At 41.0% G+C, this 18804-nt stretch carries 18 protein-coding genes; 9 read left to right on the top strand and 9 right to left on the bottom strand.

Features of this window, described 5'->3' with window-relative positions:
- Window positions 1-139 precede the first annotated feature (139 nt).
- The 3 genes from METLIM_RS09725 (at window position 140) to METLIM_RS09715 (ending at window position 4066) form a co-directional block, all read left to right on the top strand.
- Window positions 140-1633: a PAS domain-containing protein gene (locus METLIM_RS09725; protein WP_004078172.1), complete on the top strand. Its 1494-nt coding sequence runs from the start codon at window positions 140-142 to the stop codon at window positions 1631-1633.
- 138 nt (window positions 1634-1771) lie between these two features.
- Window positions 1772-3535, top strand: coding sequence for a methyl-accepting chemotaxis protein (locus METLIM_RS09720; protein ID WP_157202280.1), 1764 nt, complete (start codon window positions 1772-1774; stop codon window positions 3533-3535).
- 21 nt (window positions 3536-3556) lie between these two features.
- On the top strand, window positions 3557-4066 hold the full coding sequence (locus METLIM_RS09715) for a chemotaxis protein CheW (protein WP_004078167.1): 510 nt from the start codon (window positions 3557-3559) through the stop codon (window positions 4064-4066).
- 191 nt (window positions 4067-4257) lie between these two features.
- Here METLIM_RS09715 and METLIM_RS09710 read toward each other — a convergent pair whose 3' ends face one another.
- From METLIM_RS09710 to dcd, 7 genes are all read right to left on the bottom strand, one after another.
- Window positions 4258-5997, bottom strand: a complete 1740-nt coding sequence (locus METLIM_RS09710) for a hypothetical protein (RefSeq protein ID WP_004078166.1) — start codon at window positions 5995-5997, stop codon at window positions 4258-4260.
- Window positions 5998-6218: 221 nt separating this feature from the next.
- Entirely contained in the window at window positions 6219-6512 is a 294-nt protein-coding gene (locus METLIM_RS09705) for a hypothetical protein (protein ID WP_004078164.1), read from the bottom strand.
- A gap of 151 nt (window positions 6513-6663) precedes the next feature.
- Complete coding sequence (locus METLIM_RS09700) at window positions 6664-7206, bottom strand: DUF4013 domain-containing protein (RefSeq protein WP_394295894.1); 543 nt, start codon at window positions 7204-7206, stop codon at window positions 6664-6666.
- Between the two features lie 541 nt (window positions 7207-7747).
- Window positions 7748-8296, bottom strand: a complete 549-nt coding sequence (locus METLIM_RS17390) for a transposase (RefSeq protein WP_048145837.1) — start codon at window positions 8294-8296, stop codon at window positions 7748-7750.
- Window positions 8297-8358: 62 nt separating this feature from the next.
- A complete protein-coding gene (locus tag METLIM_RS17385) occupies window positions 8359-8763 on the bottom strand; it encodes a hypothetical protein (RefSeq protein WP_048145835.1) in 405 nt (134 codons plus the stop codon).
- 556 nt (window positions 8764-9319) lie between these two features.
- Window positions 9320-11152 carry a threonine--tRNA ligase gene (locus METLIM_RS09685; protein WP_004078161.1) on the bottom strand — a complete coding sequence of 611 codons (1833 nt, stop codon included), beginning with the start codon at window positions 11150-11152 and terminating at the stop codon, window positions 9320-9322.
- Window positions 11153-11232: 80 nt separating this feature from the next.
- Complete coding sequence (gene dcd, locus METLIM_RS09680; protein ID WP_004078159.1) at window positions 11233-11787, bottom strand: dCTP deaminase; 555 nt, start codon at window positions 11785-11787, stop codon at window positions 11233-11235.
- Between the two features lie 95 nt (window positions 11788-11882).
- On the opposite strand from dcd, the gene METLIM_RS16630 reads away from it, so the two are divergent.
- Window positions 11883-12029 carry a hypothetical protein gene (locus METLIM_RS16630; protein ID WP_157202279.1) on the top strand — a complete coding sequence of 49 codons (147 nt, stop codon included), beginning with the start codon at window positions 11883-11885 and terminating at the stop codon, window positions 12027-12029.
- Window positions 12030-12067: 38 nt separating this feature from the next.
- On the top strand, window positions 12068-12361 hold the full coding sequence (locus METLIM_RS09675; RefSeq protein ID WP_048145833.1) for a hypothetical protein: 294 nt from the start codon (window positions 12068-12070) through the stop codon (window positions 12359-12361).
- Window positions 12362-12498: 137 nt separating this feature from the next.
- Here METLIM_RS09675 and METLIM_RS09670 read toward each other — a convergent pair whose 3' ends face one another.
- The gene (locus tag METLIM_RS09670; RefSeq protein WP_004078158.1) at window positions 12499-13824 is read right to left on the bottom strand and encodes an ATP-binding protein; all 1326 of its coding nucleotides are present in this window, start codon (window positions 13822-13824) and stop codon (window positions 12499-12501) included.
- Between the two features lie 923 nt (window positions 13825-14747).
- On the opposite strand from METLIM_RS09670, the gene METLIM_RS17570 reads away from it, so the two are divergent.
- The 3 genes from METLIM_RS17570 (at window position 14748) to METLIM_RS09655 (ending at window position 17133) form a co-directional block, all read left to right on the top strand.
- The gene (locus tag METLIM_RS17570) at window positions 14748-14882 is read left to right on the top strand and encodes a hypothetical protein (RefSeq protein WP_281034197.1); all 135 of its coding nucleotides are present in this window, start codon (window positions 14748-14750) and stop codon (window positions 14880-14882) included.
- 60 nt (window positions 14883-14942) lie between these two features.
- Window positions 14943-16310: a dockerin type I domain-containing protein gene (locus METLIM_RS15625; protein WP_004078154.1), complete on the top strand. Its 1368-nt coding sequence runs from the start codon at window positions 14943-14945 to the stop codon at window positions 16308-16310.
- A gap of 592 nt (window positions 16311-16902) precedes the next feature.
- Complete coding sequence (locus METLIM_RS09655; RefSeq protein ID WP_004078152.1) at window positions 16903-17133, top strand: ChaB family protein; 231 nt, start codon at window positions 16903-16905, stop codon at window positions 17131-17133.
- Window positions 17134-17481: 348 nt separating this feature from the next.
- Here METLIM_RS09655 and METLIM_RS09650 read toward each other — a convergent pair whose 3' ends face one another.
- The gene (locus tag METLIM_RS09650; protein ID WP_004078150.1) at window positions 17482-17769 is read right to left on the bottom strand and encodes a sll1863 family stress response protein; all 288 of its coding nucleotides are present in this window, start codon (window positions 17767-17769) and stop codon (window positions 17482-17484) included.
- 122 nt (window positions 17770-17891) lie between these two features.
- On the opposite strand from METLIM_RS09650, the gene METLIM_RS09645 reads away from it, so the two are divergent.
- On the top strand, window positions 17892-18077 hold the full coding sequence (locus METLIM_RS09645; RefSeq protein WP_004078132.1) for a YegP family protein: 186 nt from the start codon (window positions 17892-17894) through the stop codon (window positions 18075-18077).
- The last annotated feature ends 727 nt before the right edge of the window (window positions 18078-18804 follow it).

Here is an 18804-nt window from a genome sequence, read left to right as displayed (position 1 = left end):
TATATGTTATTGATATTGAACATAAAATATACTTCTGTTGCATGACAATTTTGCATACTGTAAAATATTACACTTCATGATACTCATTGGTTGTAATTCTTATGATATAGTCATGTGATGGTTGCCGGGAGCGCCGTACATGGAAGGTGAAACAGGATTAAAGATTGAGGATTACAGGAAAGAGAATGCAGAATTGAGAAAAACTATGTTATTATATAAATCAATTCTTGATGCTATTCCATTTCCTGTTTCGGTTACAGATATGGATATGAAATGGATTTATATGAATCCTGCAACTGCAATGATTGCCGATATGGACCCAGGGGAATCTATTGGTCTTCATTGCAGCAACTGGAGTACTTCATTATGCAATACAGAACATTGTGCTTTTAAACAGCTGCACAGTGGCAAAAATGAGGCATATCTGGATCATACTGATAAAAAATACAAGTGTAATATGGCTTATGTTCAGGATAATGAAGGCCACAATATTGGTATGATGGAGATTATTCAGGACATTTCGGATGTTGCAGAAATTTCTGATTATCTTGATAATGAATTTGCAAAGCTCAGGGAGAATCTTGATAGATTTGCTTCAGGTAATTTTGATCTTGAATTTGATGTGGCTGATGCCGATGAATATACTGTGGACATAAGAGAGCAGGTCATTAAAATAAATGAATCATTTGACAGGGCACGCGATGCTGTAAAACTGCTTGTTGAGGATGCCGGCATGCTTGCAAAGGCCGGAGTTGAGGGCAGACTTGACACAAGGGCAGATGCTTCCAGGCATGAAGGTGAATTCGCAGGAATCGTTGCCGGAGTAAATGACACTCTTGATGCGGTCATCGGTCCACTGAATATTGCTGCTGAATATATTGAGAGAATAAGCAGGGGTGACATTCCGGCAAAGATTACCGGTGAATATTACGGCGATTTCAATGAGATCAAGAATAACCTGAATATGTGCATTGACGGTCTTGGCGGTCTTGTTGAGGCGGATAAGATTTTACAGAATATCAAGGTTAATGATTTCACTGAGAAGACGAAAGGAAGCTATGAAGGAATCTTTAAGGAATTATGTGATGCCTTAAATGACGTTATTGATCATAACATCTATGTCCAGGAGACTGTCTCACAGATCGCTGACGGAAATCTGGAAAGGCTTCCGGCTTACAGGGCTGTTGGTAAGCGCTGTGACAATGACAGACTGCTGCCTGCCTATATCTCCATGATGAGCAATATTCAGCTCCTTGTCGATGAGACAAATGATCTGACCAAAGCCGCTGTTGATGGTAAGCTTGATGTCCGTGCTGATTCATCCCGGCTTAAAGGTGAGTATAAAAATCTCATTGAAGGTGTCAACCAGACAATTGACGAATTTATGGGCCCTATGAATATTGCTGCTGAATATATTGAGAGAATAAGCAGGGGTGACATTCCGGCAAAGATTACCGGTGAATATTACGGCGATTTCAATGAGATCAAGAATAACCTGAATATGTGCATTGACGGTCTTGGCGGTCTTGTTGAGGCGGATAAGATTTTACAGAATATCAAGGTTAATGATTTCACTGAGAAGACGAAAGGAAGCTATGAAGGAATCTTTAAGGGAAATATGGGGATGCCCTAAAATGAGGTATTTGATCATAACATCTATGTCCAGGAGACTGTCTCACAGATCGCTGACGGAAATCTGGAAAGGCTTCCGGCTTACAGGGCTGTTGGTAAGCGCTGTGACAATGACAGACTGCTGCCTGCCTATATCTCCATGATGAGCAATATTCAGCTTCTTGTCGATGAGACAAATGATCTGACCAGAGCCGCTGCTGATGGTAAGCTTGATGTCCGTGCCGATTCGTCACAGCTGAAAGGTGAGTATAAAAACCTCATCGAAGGAGTCAACCAGACGATTGACGAATTTATGGGGCCTATGAATATTGCTGCTGAATATATTGAGAGAATAAGCAGGGGTGACATTCCGGCAAAGATTACCGGTGAATATTACGGCGATTTCAATGAGATCAAGAATAACCTGAATATGTGCATTGACGGTCTTGGCGGCCTTGTTGAGGCGGATAAGATTTTACAGAATATCAAGGTTAATGATTTCACTGAGAAGACGAAAGGAAGCTATGAAGGAATCTTTAAGGAATTATGTGATGCCTTAAATGACGTTATTGATCATAACATCTATGTCCAGGAGACTGTCTCACAGATCGCTGACGGAAATCTGGAAAGGCTTCCGGCTTACAGGGCTGTTGGTAAGCGCTGTGACAATGACAGACTGCTGCCTGCCTATATCTCCATGATGAGCAATATTCAGCTTCTTGTCGATGATACGCGGGATTTAACTGAGGCGGCTGTTCAGGGTAAACTTGATTTCCGTGCCGATTCGTCACAGTTAAATGGTGAGTATAAAAATCTCATTGAAGGTGTAAATGGGACTCTTGACGCTTTTGCAATTCCGGTATATGAGGCAATAAAAGTCTCGGATGAGTTGTCTGCCGGGAATTTCAGGACACGTTTTGATGAGAATATTAATGTAGCCGGAGAATTTATCGGATTTAAAGACGCTCTCAATAATATCGGAGCATCTGTGGGTGATGCCATAGGCTCTGCAAATGTAATTGCAAAGCGTGTTTCCGAAGGCAGCAATGAGGTCGGCAAAGGTGCTGATGAAGTTGCAAGAGCAGCCGAGGGAGTGGCAAATTCCAGCCAAAAGACTGCTGAACTTACAAGGGACCTGCTGGAGAAGATCGAAGATATTAACCGGGATATCAATGACCTTTCTGCCTCCAACGAAGAGATTGCAGGTACTTCTCAGGAAGTTCTGAATGCTGCAAATGAGGTTGTAAATATTGGCCGGGAAGCGCAGGGACTAGGCAATGATGCAAATCTTAAAATGGCAAATGTTGAGAATATTGCAAAGCAGAGCGTTGATGAAATTAACCAGCTCACAGTCCAGGTAAAGGAAGTTAATAATGTTGTCAAGCTCATAAATGACATTGCCAGCCAGATCAACCTTCTTGCACTTAATGCCGCTATTGAGGCTGCCCGTGCGGGTGAGCATGGTCGTGGTTTTGCAGTGGTTGCCGGAGAAGTTAAAAATCTCGCAGCAGAGGCACGGGCTGCAACTGATTCGATTGAAAATGTTGTAAATTCTGTTCAGAGCGGAAGCGAAAAGACTGCCAGCGCAATTAATAATGCCAATAATGAGATAATTGATGGTGTTTCAAGTGTCAATAAAGCACTTGAAGCTCTAAATACGATTATTAAGAATGCAACCCAGGTTACAAAAGATATTGGCGAGATTACCGAAGCTATTGAGAGCCAGGCCAATATTTCAGCAAAGGTTGTAAGTGATACTGAAATGGGTACCCGGATGACAAAGGAGGTCCAGAGAGAATCCGAAGAACTTGCGTCTCTTGCTGAAGAGGCGAGTGCTTCAATAGAGGAGATTGGAAGTGCAATTCAGGAAGTTAACAGTTTATCAAATGAACTTGGTTCTGAAATGAGTAAATTTAATATCTGATATATAGCCGGTGAGTAAATTATGGCGATAATTGACGTAGTAGAATATGAGATCGGCGGGACACGTTATGCACTTGACATCCATCTTGCACGTGAAATTGTGGAGATGATGCCGATCACTCCTGTGCCCCGTTCCCCGGACTATATTGCAGGCATAATAAATTTAAGAGGAGAAATTACAAACATCCTCAATTTAAACTGCCTGATGGGACTTCCTATGCAGGCAAATCCTGAGAACCAGAAGATAATTGTGCTTGTTGCAGAGGCTACCGGAGGTACAAATGTGGGAATTATAGTTGATAATGTTCACAGTGTCCTTCAGGTTCCGGAAGAGAATATTGAACAGATGGACAACTCAATCTCCACTGAGGCCTATGTGAAGGGAATAATAAAAATAGGTGAGGATAAGGCCGGTGAAGAGAAATCACTGGTTATCTGGACAGATATATCAAAGATTCTCTCTGAGATTGTCGGAGTTAGTGATGCGGTGAAAAAACCTGAGGAGGATAAGGGAAGTATTACAGCTGCTTAGATTTTAGTCTGATAAATACAACGAAACCTCTGACGGGCTGATAAGCCCGCCTTAATATGCATATCTGTTGCCATGGGTGAAACGCCCCCTCACCTGTGGTCTGTTATATTTTTTTGCCGGAATTTTTTATCGTAATTAATTGGATTATATCTCCAGATAACCCTATAATGGGAGCATTCATAATTTCAGGTTCAGATTAATCCGGCAATGCCAAGTGCAAGATAAATGGCAAGGACAATCATCACAATGCCGGTGATTATTCTTATGGCCCTTCTCTTCTCTGTTCTGAAGGTGTCAATCTTCTCAATTTTCCCTGCCGGAAGTCCGGATGCCATCAGGGCAATGATGATAATTAACGGGAGTATGAACATTAAATTGTAGATCAGCAGGTAAATAATTCCGGTTGAGAGTTCTCCTGTTATTAATCCTGAAATATCTGATACTTCCTGACCTGCGGCACTTTCAGAAAAAGTGGACGAGATCATCGAAAGGACGGCAATATAAATGCCTCCTGTGCATGGAAGTTCAAACATCGAGGCAAATGTTCCGAGGATAAAGGCCGTTGTAATTATACAGCCCGTTTTTCTGACCGGAGAATCCTGTGTGCCTTTGGTATTCCGGCCTGTCTCAGGGTTGCTCTTTTCTGCCGGAATTATGCTCTCTGTATTTCCGTTCTCTGATATTTGCTCATCTGCTCTGTTCTCATATGATTCTGCTGATATTTGCTCATCTGCTCTGTTCTCATATGATTCTGCTGATATTTGCTCATCTCCGGCATCTTTATCTGATGTGGGTATCTCTATTTTGAGTTCATCTGAGAACTGTCCGTATGATAATGCCGGATTGCTGTTTAAAGGTTTATCTGCTGAATGATCTTTATTTATGGTTTTATAATCAGAATCTTTGTTTCCTTCAGAATCTTTGCCGTCACCGGACAGCCTGAGATATTTCTTCAGAATTCCTTTGGCAGACTTTGGAATTCTTATAAGATTCTGCTGCCTTCCTGTAACTCCTTCATAAATACTCAATATTCCGGCAATGAGGGCAATGACAAAAGCAAAGACTGAGAAGTAAACCGATATGCCGGCAAAACCGGTTATAGCTAAAATTCCGGCTCCGGCAAGTGTATAGAAGATAAAAACAGCTGTTGTATATGAAATTCCGGCTGAGATAATGGTTTTTCTGCTCCCTGCCGCAGAAAGTGATGCAAGAAGTATCAGAAGAACCGATATTGCACAGGGGTTTATCCCGTCAAGCAGTCCTCCGATTATCACAAGGGGCAGTGTAATCTCTCCTGCAGCGCTGCCTGAACTTCCGTTTAAACTGTTACTCTGTGAATTATCCGTGCTGATACTGCCTTTCCTTTTCTCCTGCCATTCTGCTTCATATTCAGGGTCCGGAATAAGGCCTTCATTATATGCAGTGAAGAGATCCTCAATATTATTTTTAATTTCAGTAAAACCCTCAAGATATATTGAATCTCCGGCAAAGAGATTTGGGTATGCAGGGTAATCGACACCGTAGTTTTCTGCAAATGTGTACATAAACGAGCGGTTTTTTGGGGAGTTATAGGTGTCGTAGTAGTAAACCGGAATGTTGGGGTATTTTGCTGAAATCTCTTTTACTATCGGAAGCACCTTATGGCAGGCTCCGCACCGTTCGCTGTAAAAGAAATTTATGGAAGTATTTGAGTTTTTAAGTACAGATTCTTCTGATTTTTCTTCAGAACTAAGAACTGTATCTAGTGCTGACTGAAAATTATCTTCATATGAGGGAATTGCTGCTGAAGGTTCTTCATAATTTTCCGGGAATAATTCGGTGATGTTACCGGAAAGATCGGGACCGCTGCCCATAGCACCTGCAATTCCGGAAAGGCAGAAAAAAACTGCGGCAGATAATGTAATGTATTTTATAAGTCCGGCTTTATCCATCAAAAACTCCGTTAGAAAACTTCTGTTATAATATCTGCCCGTAATTATTTAGTATTTGAGATGGGTGTTTTAATATTTCTGTGATATGGGCGGATTCAGATGCTCCCTTTAATCCGAATATGTACTGACTGAGGTTAAATGTATGCACATTGCTTAAGTCATGATCCGGTAAAAATTCAGTAGTTTGATGTGAAAAAAGTTAGATCTGATTTTTGCAGGTATTATTCAAGTTCGATCTCAATTCCTCCGAACCATCCCGCTGCAATATTGTAGATGAATGCTATTATTGCACCATAGATAAACCCTACAACGGCCCCGCCTATCGTCATAACAATAATTGCAATGACTCCCCCGGCAACACCCATTGCAGCCTGCGGTGCGTAAGAACCCATAAACATTGTTGCAACCCCTCCGAGCAGCAGCACAATTATTCCGATGATAAGTCCGACAACCAGTGATACGGCTGCAAATATTTTTGCAAGCGATAAAACGCTAATGTGTTTAATTTCTGTCATGGTAATTTCCTGTTAACAGATGAGTAGTATATTATCATGTGATATAATTGTTCTGCTGAATTAATTTCTGAAAATTTTGGGCCTGATAAATTTCTTCATAAAAACCCGGAAAAAATAGTTCTGTTTATGGGATATATCCCATGATTTCTGATTATTCGCCGGCTTCGTAGATGTTTACCATGTAGCGTGCCATGAATACTGCCCACAGAGGTGTAATGACAAACATAAGTAGCCATCCGATTAACGGGATTATTGCGAGAATCATTAGAATTACAATGAATATAATCGCAATCAGCCACAGAAGGATGTAATATCCGATATATCCAAGCCATCCGACACCTTTTGAGATGGTCTCATTAATTGCATGGAAGTTGAATGCCTCACCGATCTTCCCGGTCTTTCCAAGCCTTACAACTCCCATGTATGCAAAGAGGAATAAAACGAGAATTACAACAAATGTTATTGCAAGTCCGAAAAGTACACCGGCAAAGGCCATAACATTTGGTGTCTGTCCGGTTGCGACAGGCCCGAACAGTGCAGGTATGAATGCGAAGACGCCAAAGATTAATGCAATAATTATCGCCGGAATCGCGTAAAGAATCATAACGATGTTGATCTTCCATCCGTCAACAAAGAGTTTGCCCCACTGATTGATCTCAGGTGCAGGTTTTTCTCCGGAATAAATTCTGAAGATATATCCGGTGGCGAGCGGGACAATATTTAATGTAATTCCCTGGATGAGTGTGCATATACAGTACTTTAAACTTAGACGATCATTAATATGTTCGAACCTACAATATTAAATTTAAAATACTCTCTTAAATTGTCCAAATCACAGTATTAGCCCTAAATTCTCCGTTTTTTTGCACAGAGGTCACAAGGCACATTTTGTAAACCTATTTTGATTAACATCACTCATCCCCATTTAGGCCTCATTAAATTCTTCCATTTCTCATCGAGATCAATCTGAAAAGAGTATCTTTGAATTGAAATTGTATTGTTTCCAGTGAAAAAGTTACAAAATTATAGATAGCTACCGCTAAATCGGTCGCAGCTGCATATTCCGTTCATTGAGATGTCAGAATGTCAGCTTATAGCAATTTCATCAATCCTTAATATACGAAAATGAGTCATACTTTCTTCAAATATGATGGCAAGATAATGATTTAAGGGGAATTTGTCCCTGTCTATTACTTTTGGTCCTCTCTGAATCTTTGCAAATCGCTCCCATTTTGTTAAAACCCAAAATTCTGAATTATGCATGCAATTAGATAATAAAAAAATCTCACCACATGATCTTTGGTGGATGTTCTTACTTTGAATTTATTATTAATGACATATGTTGATTCAATGGCAAATCTATGCCTGTATCGCTCACTAATTGATTTTGGGGAAGTATTAATTTTGTACACAACAAAAGCACGATGAAGAGCACCTTTTTTTACCCTTTTACCTTTCATGTAAATGACACGATCAACAATTTTCACCTTACATTTTAGCTTATTCTTCGATTTGGCGTTTATAACATATTCAAATGATTTTGATTTCTTTCCCTTCAGCTGCCTTTTGAGTTCATCACTGTTCTTCTTAACAGGCACTATGTGAGGAATTTCAGATTCCTGAAGGTAACTGAATATTTCAGCAGAGTAAAACTCACGGTCAAGCATCAGAGATTTGATCTTGAATCCATATCCATAAATTAAATCAACACAATTCTTTATTGCGGTGAGGTTAGTGGAATCTCTAAACAAAGGAATAACCTGAAGTATAAGGTGCTTATCCATATTTACAACCGAGAATGTCAGGTATCCAACAAAATAATTTGTCGATGCCTTTCTTTTTCCACCTACAATTGGAGATTTAGGATTTTTTTATCCTTTTTCCCATAATATGGAATTAGCGTTATATCAATTGCAAAATCATACTCCTGACCTTTCTTAAGGATTCCTTTTCCCGCTTTTAAAAGCATTTTTGGAGTATTTAGTGTCAATTCCTCCATATTAAGGCCATGAAGTTTTTTTAGACAAGTCGTATGGGACGGTAGTCCTTCCGTCATTTTTGCAAAACCAGATATTGAGTTATTAGAACATGCCGTAGCGATAGCTCCCCGAATCAACGTTAGACTATCATAGTTTCTGCCACCTGTTAAGGTTACATTCCCCTCAACAAGAGCGCATATCGGTTCAAGGTTTCCAAGCTTATTTTCTTTATTAAGCTCTGATTTGCCTATATTTTGACAATTATTTGCCATATGAGAGGTTTTTAGAGTATATAAACCCCACCATAAATCAGGCGTACGTCAAAAAAATAAGGTAAATTCTGGCTAAATTCTAAAAGAATTTGGCGATATTGGGGTAAACGCGCAGTATTACGCGCAGTAGTCCATGCGGTTTGTCATTAAAATAGAGAAGTACTTAACTTTCTCAAGTTGGGCAGAAATACTCTGAGCAAAAAATGGGGTTTTTCAGGAAATGTTTAAAGTACTGATATAATAAGCAGTAACCACTTCATCCATTCTCCGACAAAGCCATCTTTCGTGTAGGAAAGTGCTTCGCCAACTATGTCTTTACCCATATTAAATCACCATAAATCTGGTAAAGATGAATGCTATCTCTAAGGATTTAAGTTATTCGCTTATTATTGTAATTTTATGGATTGATCTGGTGAATTTTTCCGGTAAAAATATAATTTTCATGCTCACAGTAGAGTAAGTTAATCTGATCTCTTTTACAGATTTTGCCGGAACTGCGCCGGAAATAACCGTTGCAGTCTCTTTGGCGATAAAAAAAGTGGCTTGGATGATATTATCAGATAAATCTTGGTTTGACTGATAATTTCTTTGAAGTGTAGAGTTTTCTGAACGGACGGTCGCCGATCTCTGCCTTTACCATCTCTACAAGTTCATCGTGGGACAGTTCAACCTTGAATGGCTTGCCTGCCGCAGATTTGCTCCTGACTGTGACTGTCAGCTTACCTGATTCAGCTTCAGAATCTCCAAGCACTGCAACATATGGAACCCAGTCCATACCGGCTGCACGGATCTTCTTGCCTACGCTCTCCTCACGGTCATCAAAGTCGCACCTGACGCCTGCATTGTTCAGTTTATTGCAGATCTCTTCTGCAAGCTCATTGTGCCTCTCTGCAACGGAGACAATCCTGACCTGAACGGGCGAGAGCCAGACGGGGAGCATTGGAACTTCCATTGTTCCGGTCTTCTCAAGCAGTGCACATATTACACGCTCAATACTGCCTGTAGGTGAGCAGTGGATGATCGGTGGGTGAACTTCGCCATCGTCAGTGTAATATTTGATGTCAAACCTGTCTGAACTCTCGACATCGATCTGAACTGTCGGGTTCTCAATCGGTCTTCCCTGCCCGTCAATTGCAGCGAGGTCAACCTTTGCAATCCAGTAATGCACCCTGTCAGAGAGTGTCTCAATCAGCACCGGAACTTCGGATTTTTTAACAAGACCTTTTATCCAGTCCTCGTGGTCTTTGTAGAAGTCCTTTGTGCACCGGAAGATTGCGGCAAATTCTGTCTCAAGGTCCTTTCCTGTCTGCCAGCCCATCATCATCTGCTCTTCAAAGCATTCAAGGGTCTGGTCCATGTCAAGGCAGAGTGAGTGCATATCCGGCATTGTAAAGGCACGGAGCCTCTTAAGTCCTATACATTCTCCCTTCTGCTCATGCCTGAATGAATATGTGGAGAGCTCATACATCTTCATCGGAAGTGTATTTGGAGAGATGTGCATATCCTTCATTATTGAGAACATGCCAAAGCATGCAGCAAAACGAAGCATCATGCTCCTGTTTCCGGATTTAAACCGATACTGCCTCTCGCCGAATTTTCCGGCATGCTCATTGATCGCTTTGTCGCCAAGGTCATACATGACTGGTGTCTCAACCGGCATTCCGCCATAGTCAAGGACAAGTCCTAAAACGTAATCGCCGAGAAGATCGCGGACAAGTTTTCCCTTTGGCATCCACCTGTGCTGACCGACATCTGAGAGGGGCTCATAGTCCACAAGCTCTTTTGAGCGCATAAGGCTGACATGGAGTGGCTCTTTTCCGGACTCTTTGCCCATGCCTGTCTCTTTTTTAATGAGCATTCCAAGAGGGGAATTGTCTGCATAGTCTTTGTAGTCTTTAACCTCACCTTCGGGTGTCATTACAAAGAATTCATGGGTGACCTGCTTTTTTTCAGGCTTCTCCTCCACGTCTCCGGGTGTGATGGTCCTTGACAGTTCGGAGAGCGGGTGGCCCTTGCATGAGAGTTTAAAGGATTTGTACCATCCGAAAGGTGCCCTTTTAATGGTATAATCCTCCTCACATGAACATCCGGCTTCCATCTTCTTTAAGACCTCTACTGCTGCTTTGGGTGAGGAGAGATCTGATGAGAGATGCGCATACGGGTAGAGCATTATATTTTTTGTGCCCAGCTTTTTGCTTGTCTCAAGTATCTCAGCTACTGCTTTTTTTACTGTTCCTTCGATGTCGTCCTCGTCTGAGGATTCAACCGCACAGAATACCGTTAATGCCTCGTCAAGTGAGTCCTGCGGAATTATTTCTTCCTCTGCCACAGGGGTCTTTTTCTGGGCAGAATATTCTATATTATCAGAATGAATTAAGAGAAGTTGCATTTTTTTTAGATCTCCGTTACGCCTTAAAAATTAGTTTTTTTTATATTTATATTGATGAGAATTGTCCGACAGTCAGACGTTTACTCCTTCTTATTCTCGAAGTATTTTGATAGGGTTGCGTTCTTCTGGTGGAGGTATTTCGCATCCCCTTTTGCACCGTAAGGCTTTTCAGCCTTTTCGGTTGTGTAGAATACAAGCTGACCTATTGGCATCCCTGCATAGAGCCTGACCGGTCTGTGGTTGACATTGCAGATCTCAAGGGTTATTGTGCCCGAAAATCCGGCATCTATCCATCCTCCGGTCTGGTGCAGTGTTATTCCAAGCCTTGCAATGCTGCTTTTGCCTTCGATTGTGGCAACGATGTCATCCGGAAGTGTAACCGCCTCAAAGGTCTCTGCAAGGAGGAACATGCCCGGTTCTATATCGATATAGTCTGAATTCTTTTCATTTACGTGAGATTTTACGGTTTCACCATCGTAAGGGTCAATTATCTCATCGCTTTTATCATACCAGACAAAGTGGTTTCCAAGCCGGATGTCAATGGAGTTTGGCTGTATGAATTTTGGATCAAAGGGTTCTAATTTGATAAAACCTCTTCTGACCCTGTCCTGAAGCTGCCAGTCAACAAGTATCATTTCAACTCTATAATTTTGGTTGGGAAGAATGATAATCTTAGTGGGTAATTGTTTTTATGTTGAGGAATGTTATGCCCAACTGAATAATATCCGGATTGTTTCAGAAGCGTTGCAGACTGAATGAACTCTATGGTGAGCCTGCACTCCCCTGTGGGCATTTCCTGAATAATGAGGATGTAAGGAAACCTTCTGGTAATACGTGGGAATCATACCGGAGTCTTTACCTCATGAAGAAGATCTGAAGGTACCTGAGCGCCGGGTTAAATCACAGGTGAAATAGATGGTCTGTACATCCGGGTGGCTGGGAAAAAAAGAGAGGAAGAAGAACTGCTGTGATGCAATACCTGAACTTTCAGAGACAAACCAGATGCTCTTCTTCACATGCCATCCGGAAATTGTCCGGATTATACAGGAGAAATCTTTAGGACCGAAAGGTTATTTGCCTGTAATCAATCTGAATAACTCTTATGAAACAGTGCACTGTTTCATTCATCATATGTGGACCCGCAGGCTCATGGGTGACTTTTTGGATTTTTATAGTCTCACACGGAACTTTCTGTTTCTGAGCATTTAAGACCGGCTGAAATTCCGGGCTGAAAATTCATCACTGAGCTTAATTCATCACTGAGCTTAATTCATCACTGAGCTTAATTCATCACTGGGCTTAATTCATCACTGAGCTTAAAGAGAGTGTTTTATGATCATTGACCCTCAAAGATATGCTTTCAGTCTCCAGAGAAGATATAACGGGATCTCCAGTATTTCGCCATATTCGTCTGAATGATGTGTAATATTGTTAAGACTTGTCCGGACGGCAATACGGGGTGTATATTTTTTCCTGTATTCTGCAAGACTTCTTGAACGGGTCATTTTTGCTGATTTAACCTCAACAGGAATGACATCAACACTGTTCTGAATGATATAATCTACCTCAGCAATTCCTTTGGATTTCCAGAAAAAAGGTGTTCCGGAGCCATTTGCAATCAGTTCTGTCAGCACAAAATTTTCCGTTAAAATCCCCCGCATATCGGCAGTCAGCGGAGATTTATCAAATACAACATCTGCCGGGAATTTGCTCATTCTGCGTAACAGTCCGACATCTGAGAAATAGATCTTGAAATATGTAACATCTGCGTACGTTGTAACCGGGATATAAGGACGACTGATTTTCTCTATTTTATGGATAAGTCCTGCTGAAATCAGCCATTGCAGAGAGTCTTCCAGATCGCGGGCACGACTTCCCTGCTTCACATGGGCGAATATAAATTTCTGATTGTCCTTTGCAAGCTGTGCCGGAATCGCGTGCCAAATCAGGGAGAGTTTTGGAAATTCTGATACCGATGCATATTTCACAAAATCCTTCTCGTAATTGCTGAGAATCTCACTCTGTATCTCTTCTACGATTTCAATATCATGGTTATTTACCCATGATTTAACAACCTCCGGCATGCCTCCCGTTATCAGGTATTCATTATATGCCTCTTTTAGTCTGCCTGTAAATGCCCCGGATATTTTTTCATCCGGAGAGATATTTCTGAGATGGTCATACAAAAGGTCTTCCCCTTTTGCAAGGAGGTATTCTGCGAAACTGAGGGGGTACATCCTGAGCATCTGCACCTTGCCAACCGGAAAGGAGATGTTTTGGTCCATCTGTGCGACAGCAACTCCAAGCAGGGAACCGGCGGCGGCAACGTGGAGTTCGGGCAGGTTTTCACAGAAATATTTAAGCGAGGTTATCGCACGCGGGCAGGTCTGGATTTCGTCTAATATGAGGATGGTATTACCGGGCTGTATGTGTTTGTTTCTCAGAATGCCAAGATCTTTGATAATTCTTGAAACATTCAGGTCGTCTTCGAATATCTTTTGCAGACGGTTATCATATTCGAAGTTGAAGTAAGCAACATCTTTGAATTCTGCCTCGCCAAAATGCTTTAATATCCACGTTTTCCCACACTGGCGAATTCCTTCAATAATAACCGGTTTATGATTCCTCCTCTCTTTCCATTCAAGCAGAGTGGCGTAAATGAACCGCTTCATAATTGACTTTTGTATCTTTAAGTATATATTATGTGTATGCCGTACACATTTTTACAACTTATTTTGTGTGTGGTGTACACATTTTTACAACATATTTTGTGTGTGTTGTACACATTTTTACAACTTATTTTGTGTATGGTGTACACATTTTTACAACTTATTTTATGTATGGTGTACACATTTTTACAACTTATTTCGTGTATCATGTACATATTTTAATAACTTAAGTTCCGGAGAAATGTATAGTTATAAACCGGTTCTTTCAGCTAAAACTCTGACTGGTCACTGAGCCGTTATCCTGAGATGAATAAATGACTGCTGTTTTTTTAAGTGGTAGTAAAAAAGTTCAGTATTGTCAGAATTCCGTGAAAGCACTAAAAAATCAATCCACACAGAAGGCCTGTACTGCCTTTTATGGTCATGAACCATACAAAACATCCTCCGGGATGCCTGAGCCATTACAGCACCCTCAATAAATCTCAATTATTCAGGATAATCCAAAACAAAGCTCAAATTGCACTCTTTTAAATTCCTCTGTTTTAACCTTGCAAATAATCCGTATTTGCAGGAAAAAACCCCGGAAAAACCTTTAAAAATCACACCTTCCTGATACTCCGGGAATTTCAGGCATCTTAACTGTTGACCACGTAAAAAACAAAAAATGCCGGGCAAATCCCGAATGCAGGCAGATATTACAAATGGCATATATTTCAGGGAAATATTAATTTAACCCCTGTAATGTCACGAACTGAAGTGAACTCATTCAATTTGGGGGAATCTATTAATAAAGTTAATACAAAGAAAAACTATGACCGGGCAGTTTTGTACCAATAGAATTGTTGTTGGAATGGGGGAGAAAATCTGGAGAAAGGAGGGAATGGATGAAATTCTGTAATAAATTTTCTTTGCCTGGATTTGTTATTATGCTGCTATTCATATTATGCAGCACAATGACTGTCTCTGGGGCATCACTGACAGATAACACTGAAGAATCCGGATGGCCTGACAGAGTGTCTGCACCTTATGTTGATACAACACTCTGGAGTACCGGCGGGTAATATGACCTGAAGAATGCATATCTTTCTACCGGGCAGAAATATTATACCCTGGCATTTATTGTGAGTGATGGAAATGCCAATCCGACATGGGGCGGATATACCAGTCTTGGAATGGATTCGGATCACTTTGTAGATAAAATAAATTACATCCGCTCAGCAGGGGGTGATGTTGCGATATCCTTTGGCGGGGCAAACGGAGTAGAGATTGCAGTAAACAACACTGATATCAATACCCTGACATCGAAATACCAGCAGGTAATTGATAAATACAATCCAACATGGATTGATTTTGATATTGAAGGATTTGCAGTGGCTGACAAACCCTCTATAGGAAGGAGGAGTATAGCTATTAAAAGATTACAGGATAGCAATCCCGGACTTAGAATCGGATTCTGTCTCCCTGTAACTCCGACAGGACTTGATGCATATGGACTTAATGTAATTGACAATGCTACTGAAAATGGCGTTGAAATTGACATTGTAAATCTTATGGTTATGGATTACGGGCAGGGAGCTGCTCCGGATCCGGCAGGTAAAATGGGTGATTATGCAATTTCAGCAACAAAAGGAACTTATGACCAGCTAAAAGGACGAAATATTTCTGCAACGCTGGGCATGACCCCGATGATAGGTCAGAATGACCAGGAACTGGAAATATTTACTATTGATAATGCAAATCAGGTTAAAGAATGGGCCGAATCAAAAGACTGGGTTACAATGCTTGGCATGTGGTCAATAAACAGGGATAACAATGGCAGTGAGGGTACTGCAATATACCAGTGGTCACAACTGGACCAGGAAAATTTTGAGTTCACAGATATATTCAAAAGTTTCACTACCGGATTTTCATCAGCACAACTAATGATCCCGGATACCGGCATCCCTGCAAACTCTACATATGTGATACCGGTAAAAGTATCCGGGATTACCAATGCAAAGAAGGTATCATGTTCATTAAGATGGAATTCATCAGTCATAACGGTAAACGAAGTTAAGGCAAACAATTCAGTATTTCTTGGTTCTTCAGTTACACTGAACCTTACAGAGGGGCAGGCAGATCTGGTTCTTGCCAATACCAATTCAATGACAGATACAGAACCAGAAGCTTTATTCGATATATCCGTAATTCCAGGAGGAAACAGCGGTGATTCGTGCACAATATCCATATTTAATGCAATTTGGACTGATACAGACCTGAAAGAACACTATCTCGAATCTATTGAAGGTAATATCACTATTTTCGGGGTTAAAGGTGATTTTAATGGGAACGGAGCTGTTGATATCGGCGATGTTTCAAGGGTATCATATATGGTTGCCGGACTGACGACCGTAAATCCTGCTGCGGACTTTAATAAAAATGGAAATGTTGATACAGGTGATGCAGCCAGAATTGCATGGTATTATATTGGAAAGGAGAAATATCTTTAACATTTTTTCCCTTCTGTTTTTGCAGTCGTCATGATATACTCATAATCCGCTTCAGGAATTGTCCTCATCGCCGTCCGTAAATGTCTGTGTCCACTGCTTCTTATTAGTGATAAACTTAGGCTTTGGTATCAATGACCTGAAATAGAGGTTCATCAAATATCTCAACCGGCTTTAACTTTACCCGGTATTGGAAAGACTCCTCTCCGGGCATTGTCGGCGTTTTTTTGAATACCAGCGATTCATCTTCAGAAGGTTTGGATAAAATCTCAAAATCTCCTTAACCACACCGGCCATGCAGCAGTCTGTCGATGTCAGGATCCGGGATTGTCATGTGGTAAAGGGCGATATTCTGAAGATTATATGGTGAGGGCTGATGTTTACGCCAGAAAAATCCATCAGATGGATGTAAAAAAACCAAAAGCATCTGAAAAGATAGTTTAGAAGTTTAGCGTAAATCCCCCTGGTCTTTAGCCCTGAGGTAGTTTAAGCGAGAAAGTATCCTTAAAAACTTAAATCCGGAAGATCCGGACCTGGCAAACCGACATAAGGATAACCAAAAAAATATTTAATAACCGGAACATTAAGTGATACTATGCCATACGAAACTATTGAAGATCTCCCGGACAGCGTTAAAGATAACCTGCCGAAACATGCCCGGGAGATTTATCTGGCGGCATTCAACAATGCCTGGGATCAATACAGCGATCCCGAAGACCGCCGGGGAGATGCATCCCGCGAGGAGACTGCACACAAGGTTGCCTGGGCGGCGGTAAAAAACGAATACGTGAAGGAGAAAGAGTCAGGGAAGTGGAAGAAAAAATAAATCCGGTTCTCATCACGCTGGTGTTCTGATGCAGGAAATTCCCGTTTGCTCATAACAAAAAGATAATGTCTTCAATTAGGATTGCAGAATGGAGTCGGATTTCAGGAACCGGTTTCCCAAACTCCAGGTTCCTGAAATGGCAACATACATCTCTTTCAGGTTCATTTTACCGTGATCAAAGAAGTCACTCATGAACCAGCTGGTTCACAGATGATGAATGAAACAGTGTAATGTTTCATAGGAGAAGAAATAGTGAGCAATCTCCAAATTGTCTTCTCCTTCCCTGCCAATGATCACTTCCCACGGATCACAATGGGTTGTTTAAAAAAAGAAGATATGAATCAGGTTTCAGGAGAAGCGTGATTTAGCCTTTTCAAAAGAGGCTGTAAGTTCTCCGAACGCCTGTTCAGCTCCCTCTTTCAGATCTTTAGCAGCATTTTTTCCTGTGGATTTAAAATCTGCCATATTCTTCATCATTTCTGACTTCTTCTGTTCATATTCCTTAGCAAGTTCATTGAACTGTATCTCGGCATCAGCCCCTTTGCCCTTTGCCCTGGCTTTGATTTTATTAAATTCGGCATCCATTTCCTCAATTTTTGCTTCCATCCTGGTGATATGTGGATCGATTTCGGTCATAATCTTAATTAAGCGATTCAGATGATAAAGATTTTGTCCTCCTGCTGGCAGGGCACTAATGATTTGGTCTCTGTCCTTTCAGCGATATCATTAATTATCTTTAGACCTACATACTGCACAATATGACTGGAAAATTTGAGGTTTATATCGACAGTTCAGGCAAGTATCGTTTCAGGTTAAAAGCTCCGAACGGAGAGATCATTGCCGTTGGTCAGGGATACAGCTCCAGAGCCGCCTGCCTGAATGGTATTGAAAGCATTAAAAAGAATGCTCCAACTGCTCCTGTAGAAGAAGTTAAGGAATTGTAATTTCTTTGAGTATCAGTTTATCATTCCTTTGAAAGCTTCCGCTTCCTGGGTTTTATCCGGGGTTCTGTAAATCTATTGGATATGTTATATCTGTTGTGCCCCGGAATATATTCCGGATAACAGAGGTGAAAATCAATGACTTTTCATAGCAATTCGCCAATAAGTGAGGCTGTATGTGAATTCCGGTTTTAAAAAAGTCATCCATGAACCCCCTGGTTCGCAGATAATGAATGAAACATTATTGTTTCATAGGAGATCGGTTGGGACAAGAACCTGTCTTTGAATTTTTATGAAAAGATTAAATCTGAATTTCCAAAAAAGTCACCCATGAGCCTGCGGGTTCACATATGATGAATGAAACAGTGCACTGTTTCATAGGAGGAATTAAAATAAATCCGGTTCTAATCAGGAATGGATTGAGGTTGAGTAATTTTTTAAAATTTTTAAAGACCAGCTTTTGCCGTCTTCTAAGAGCCTGATATTTGTTTAAGCCGGGATGCAACAGTAATGTGATCCTGATCGGCAGGATTAGATCTTCTCAGAGTCTCAAATTTGTGTAAGCCGGGGCTTGATCAGTTATCCCTGAACAGAAATAACTGATAGATCATGAATGATATAACACCGGCGGTGACAATTGTCAGGTTCATGATTTGCGAAAGGTTTTGTCATTGGTTTCATTAATATAACCCCATCAATATTTTTATTATTCCGGGAAAATCAAAGGCGT

The sequence above is a fragment of the Methanoplanus limicola DSM 2279 genome, assembly GCF_000243255.1.
GTDB lineage: Archaea > Halobacteriota > Methanomicrobia > Methanomicrobiales > Methanomicrobiaceae > Methanoplanus > Methanoplanus limicola.
The sequence above is the reverse complement of the archived record's forward strand: the minus strand, read 5'-3'. Positions and strand labels throughout refer to the sequence as shown.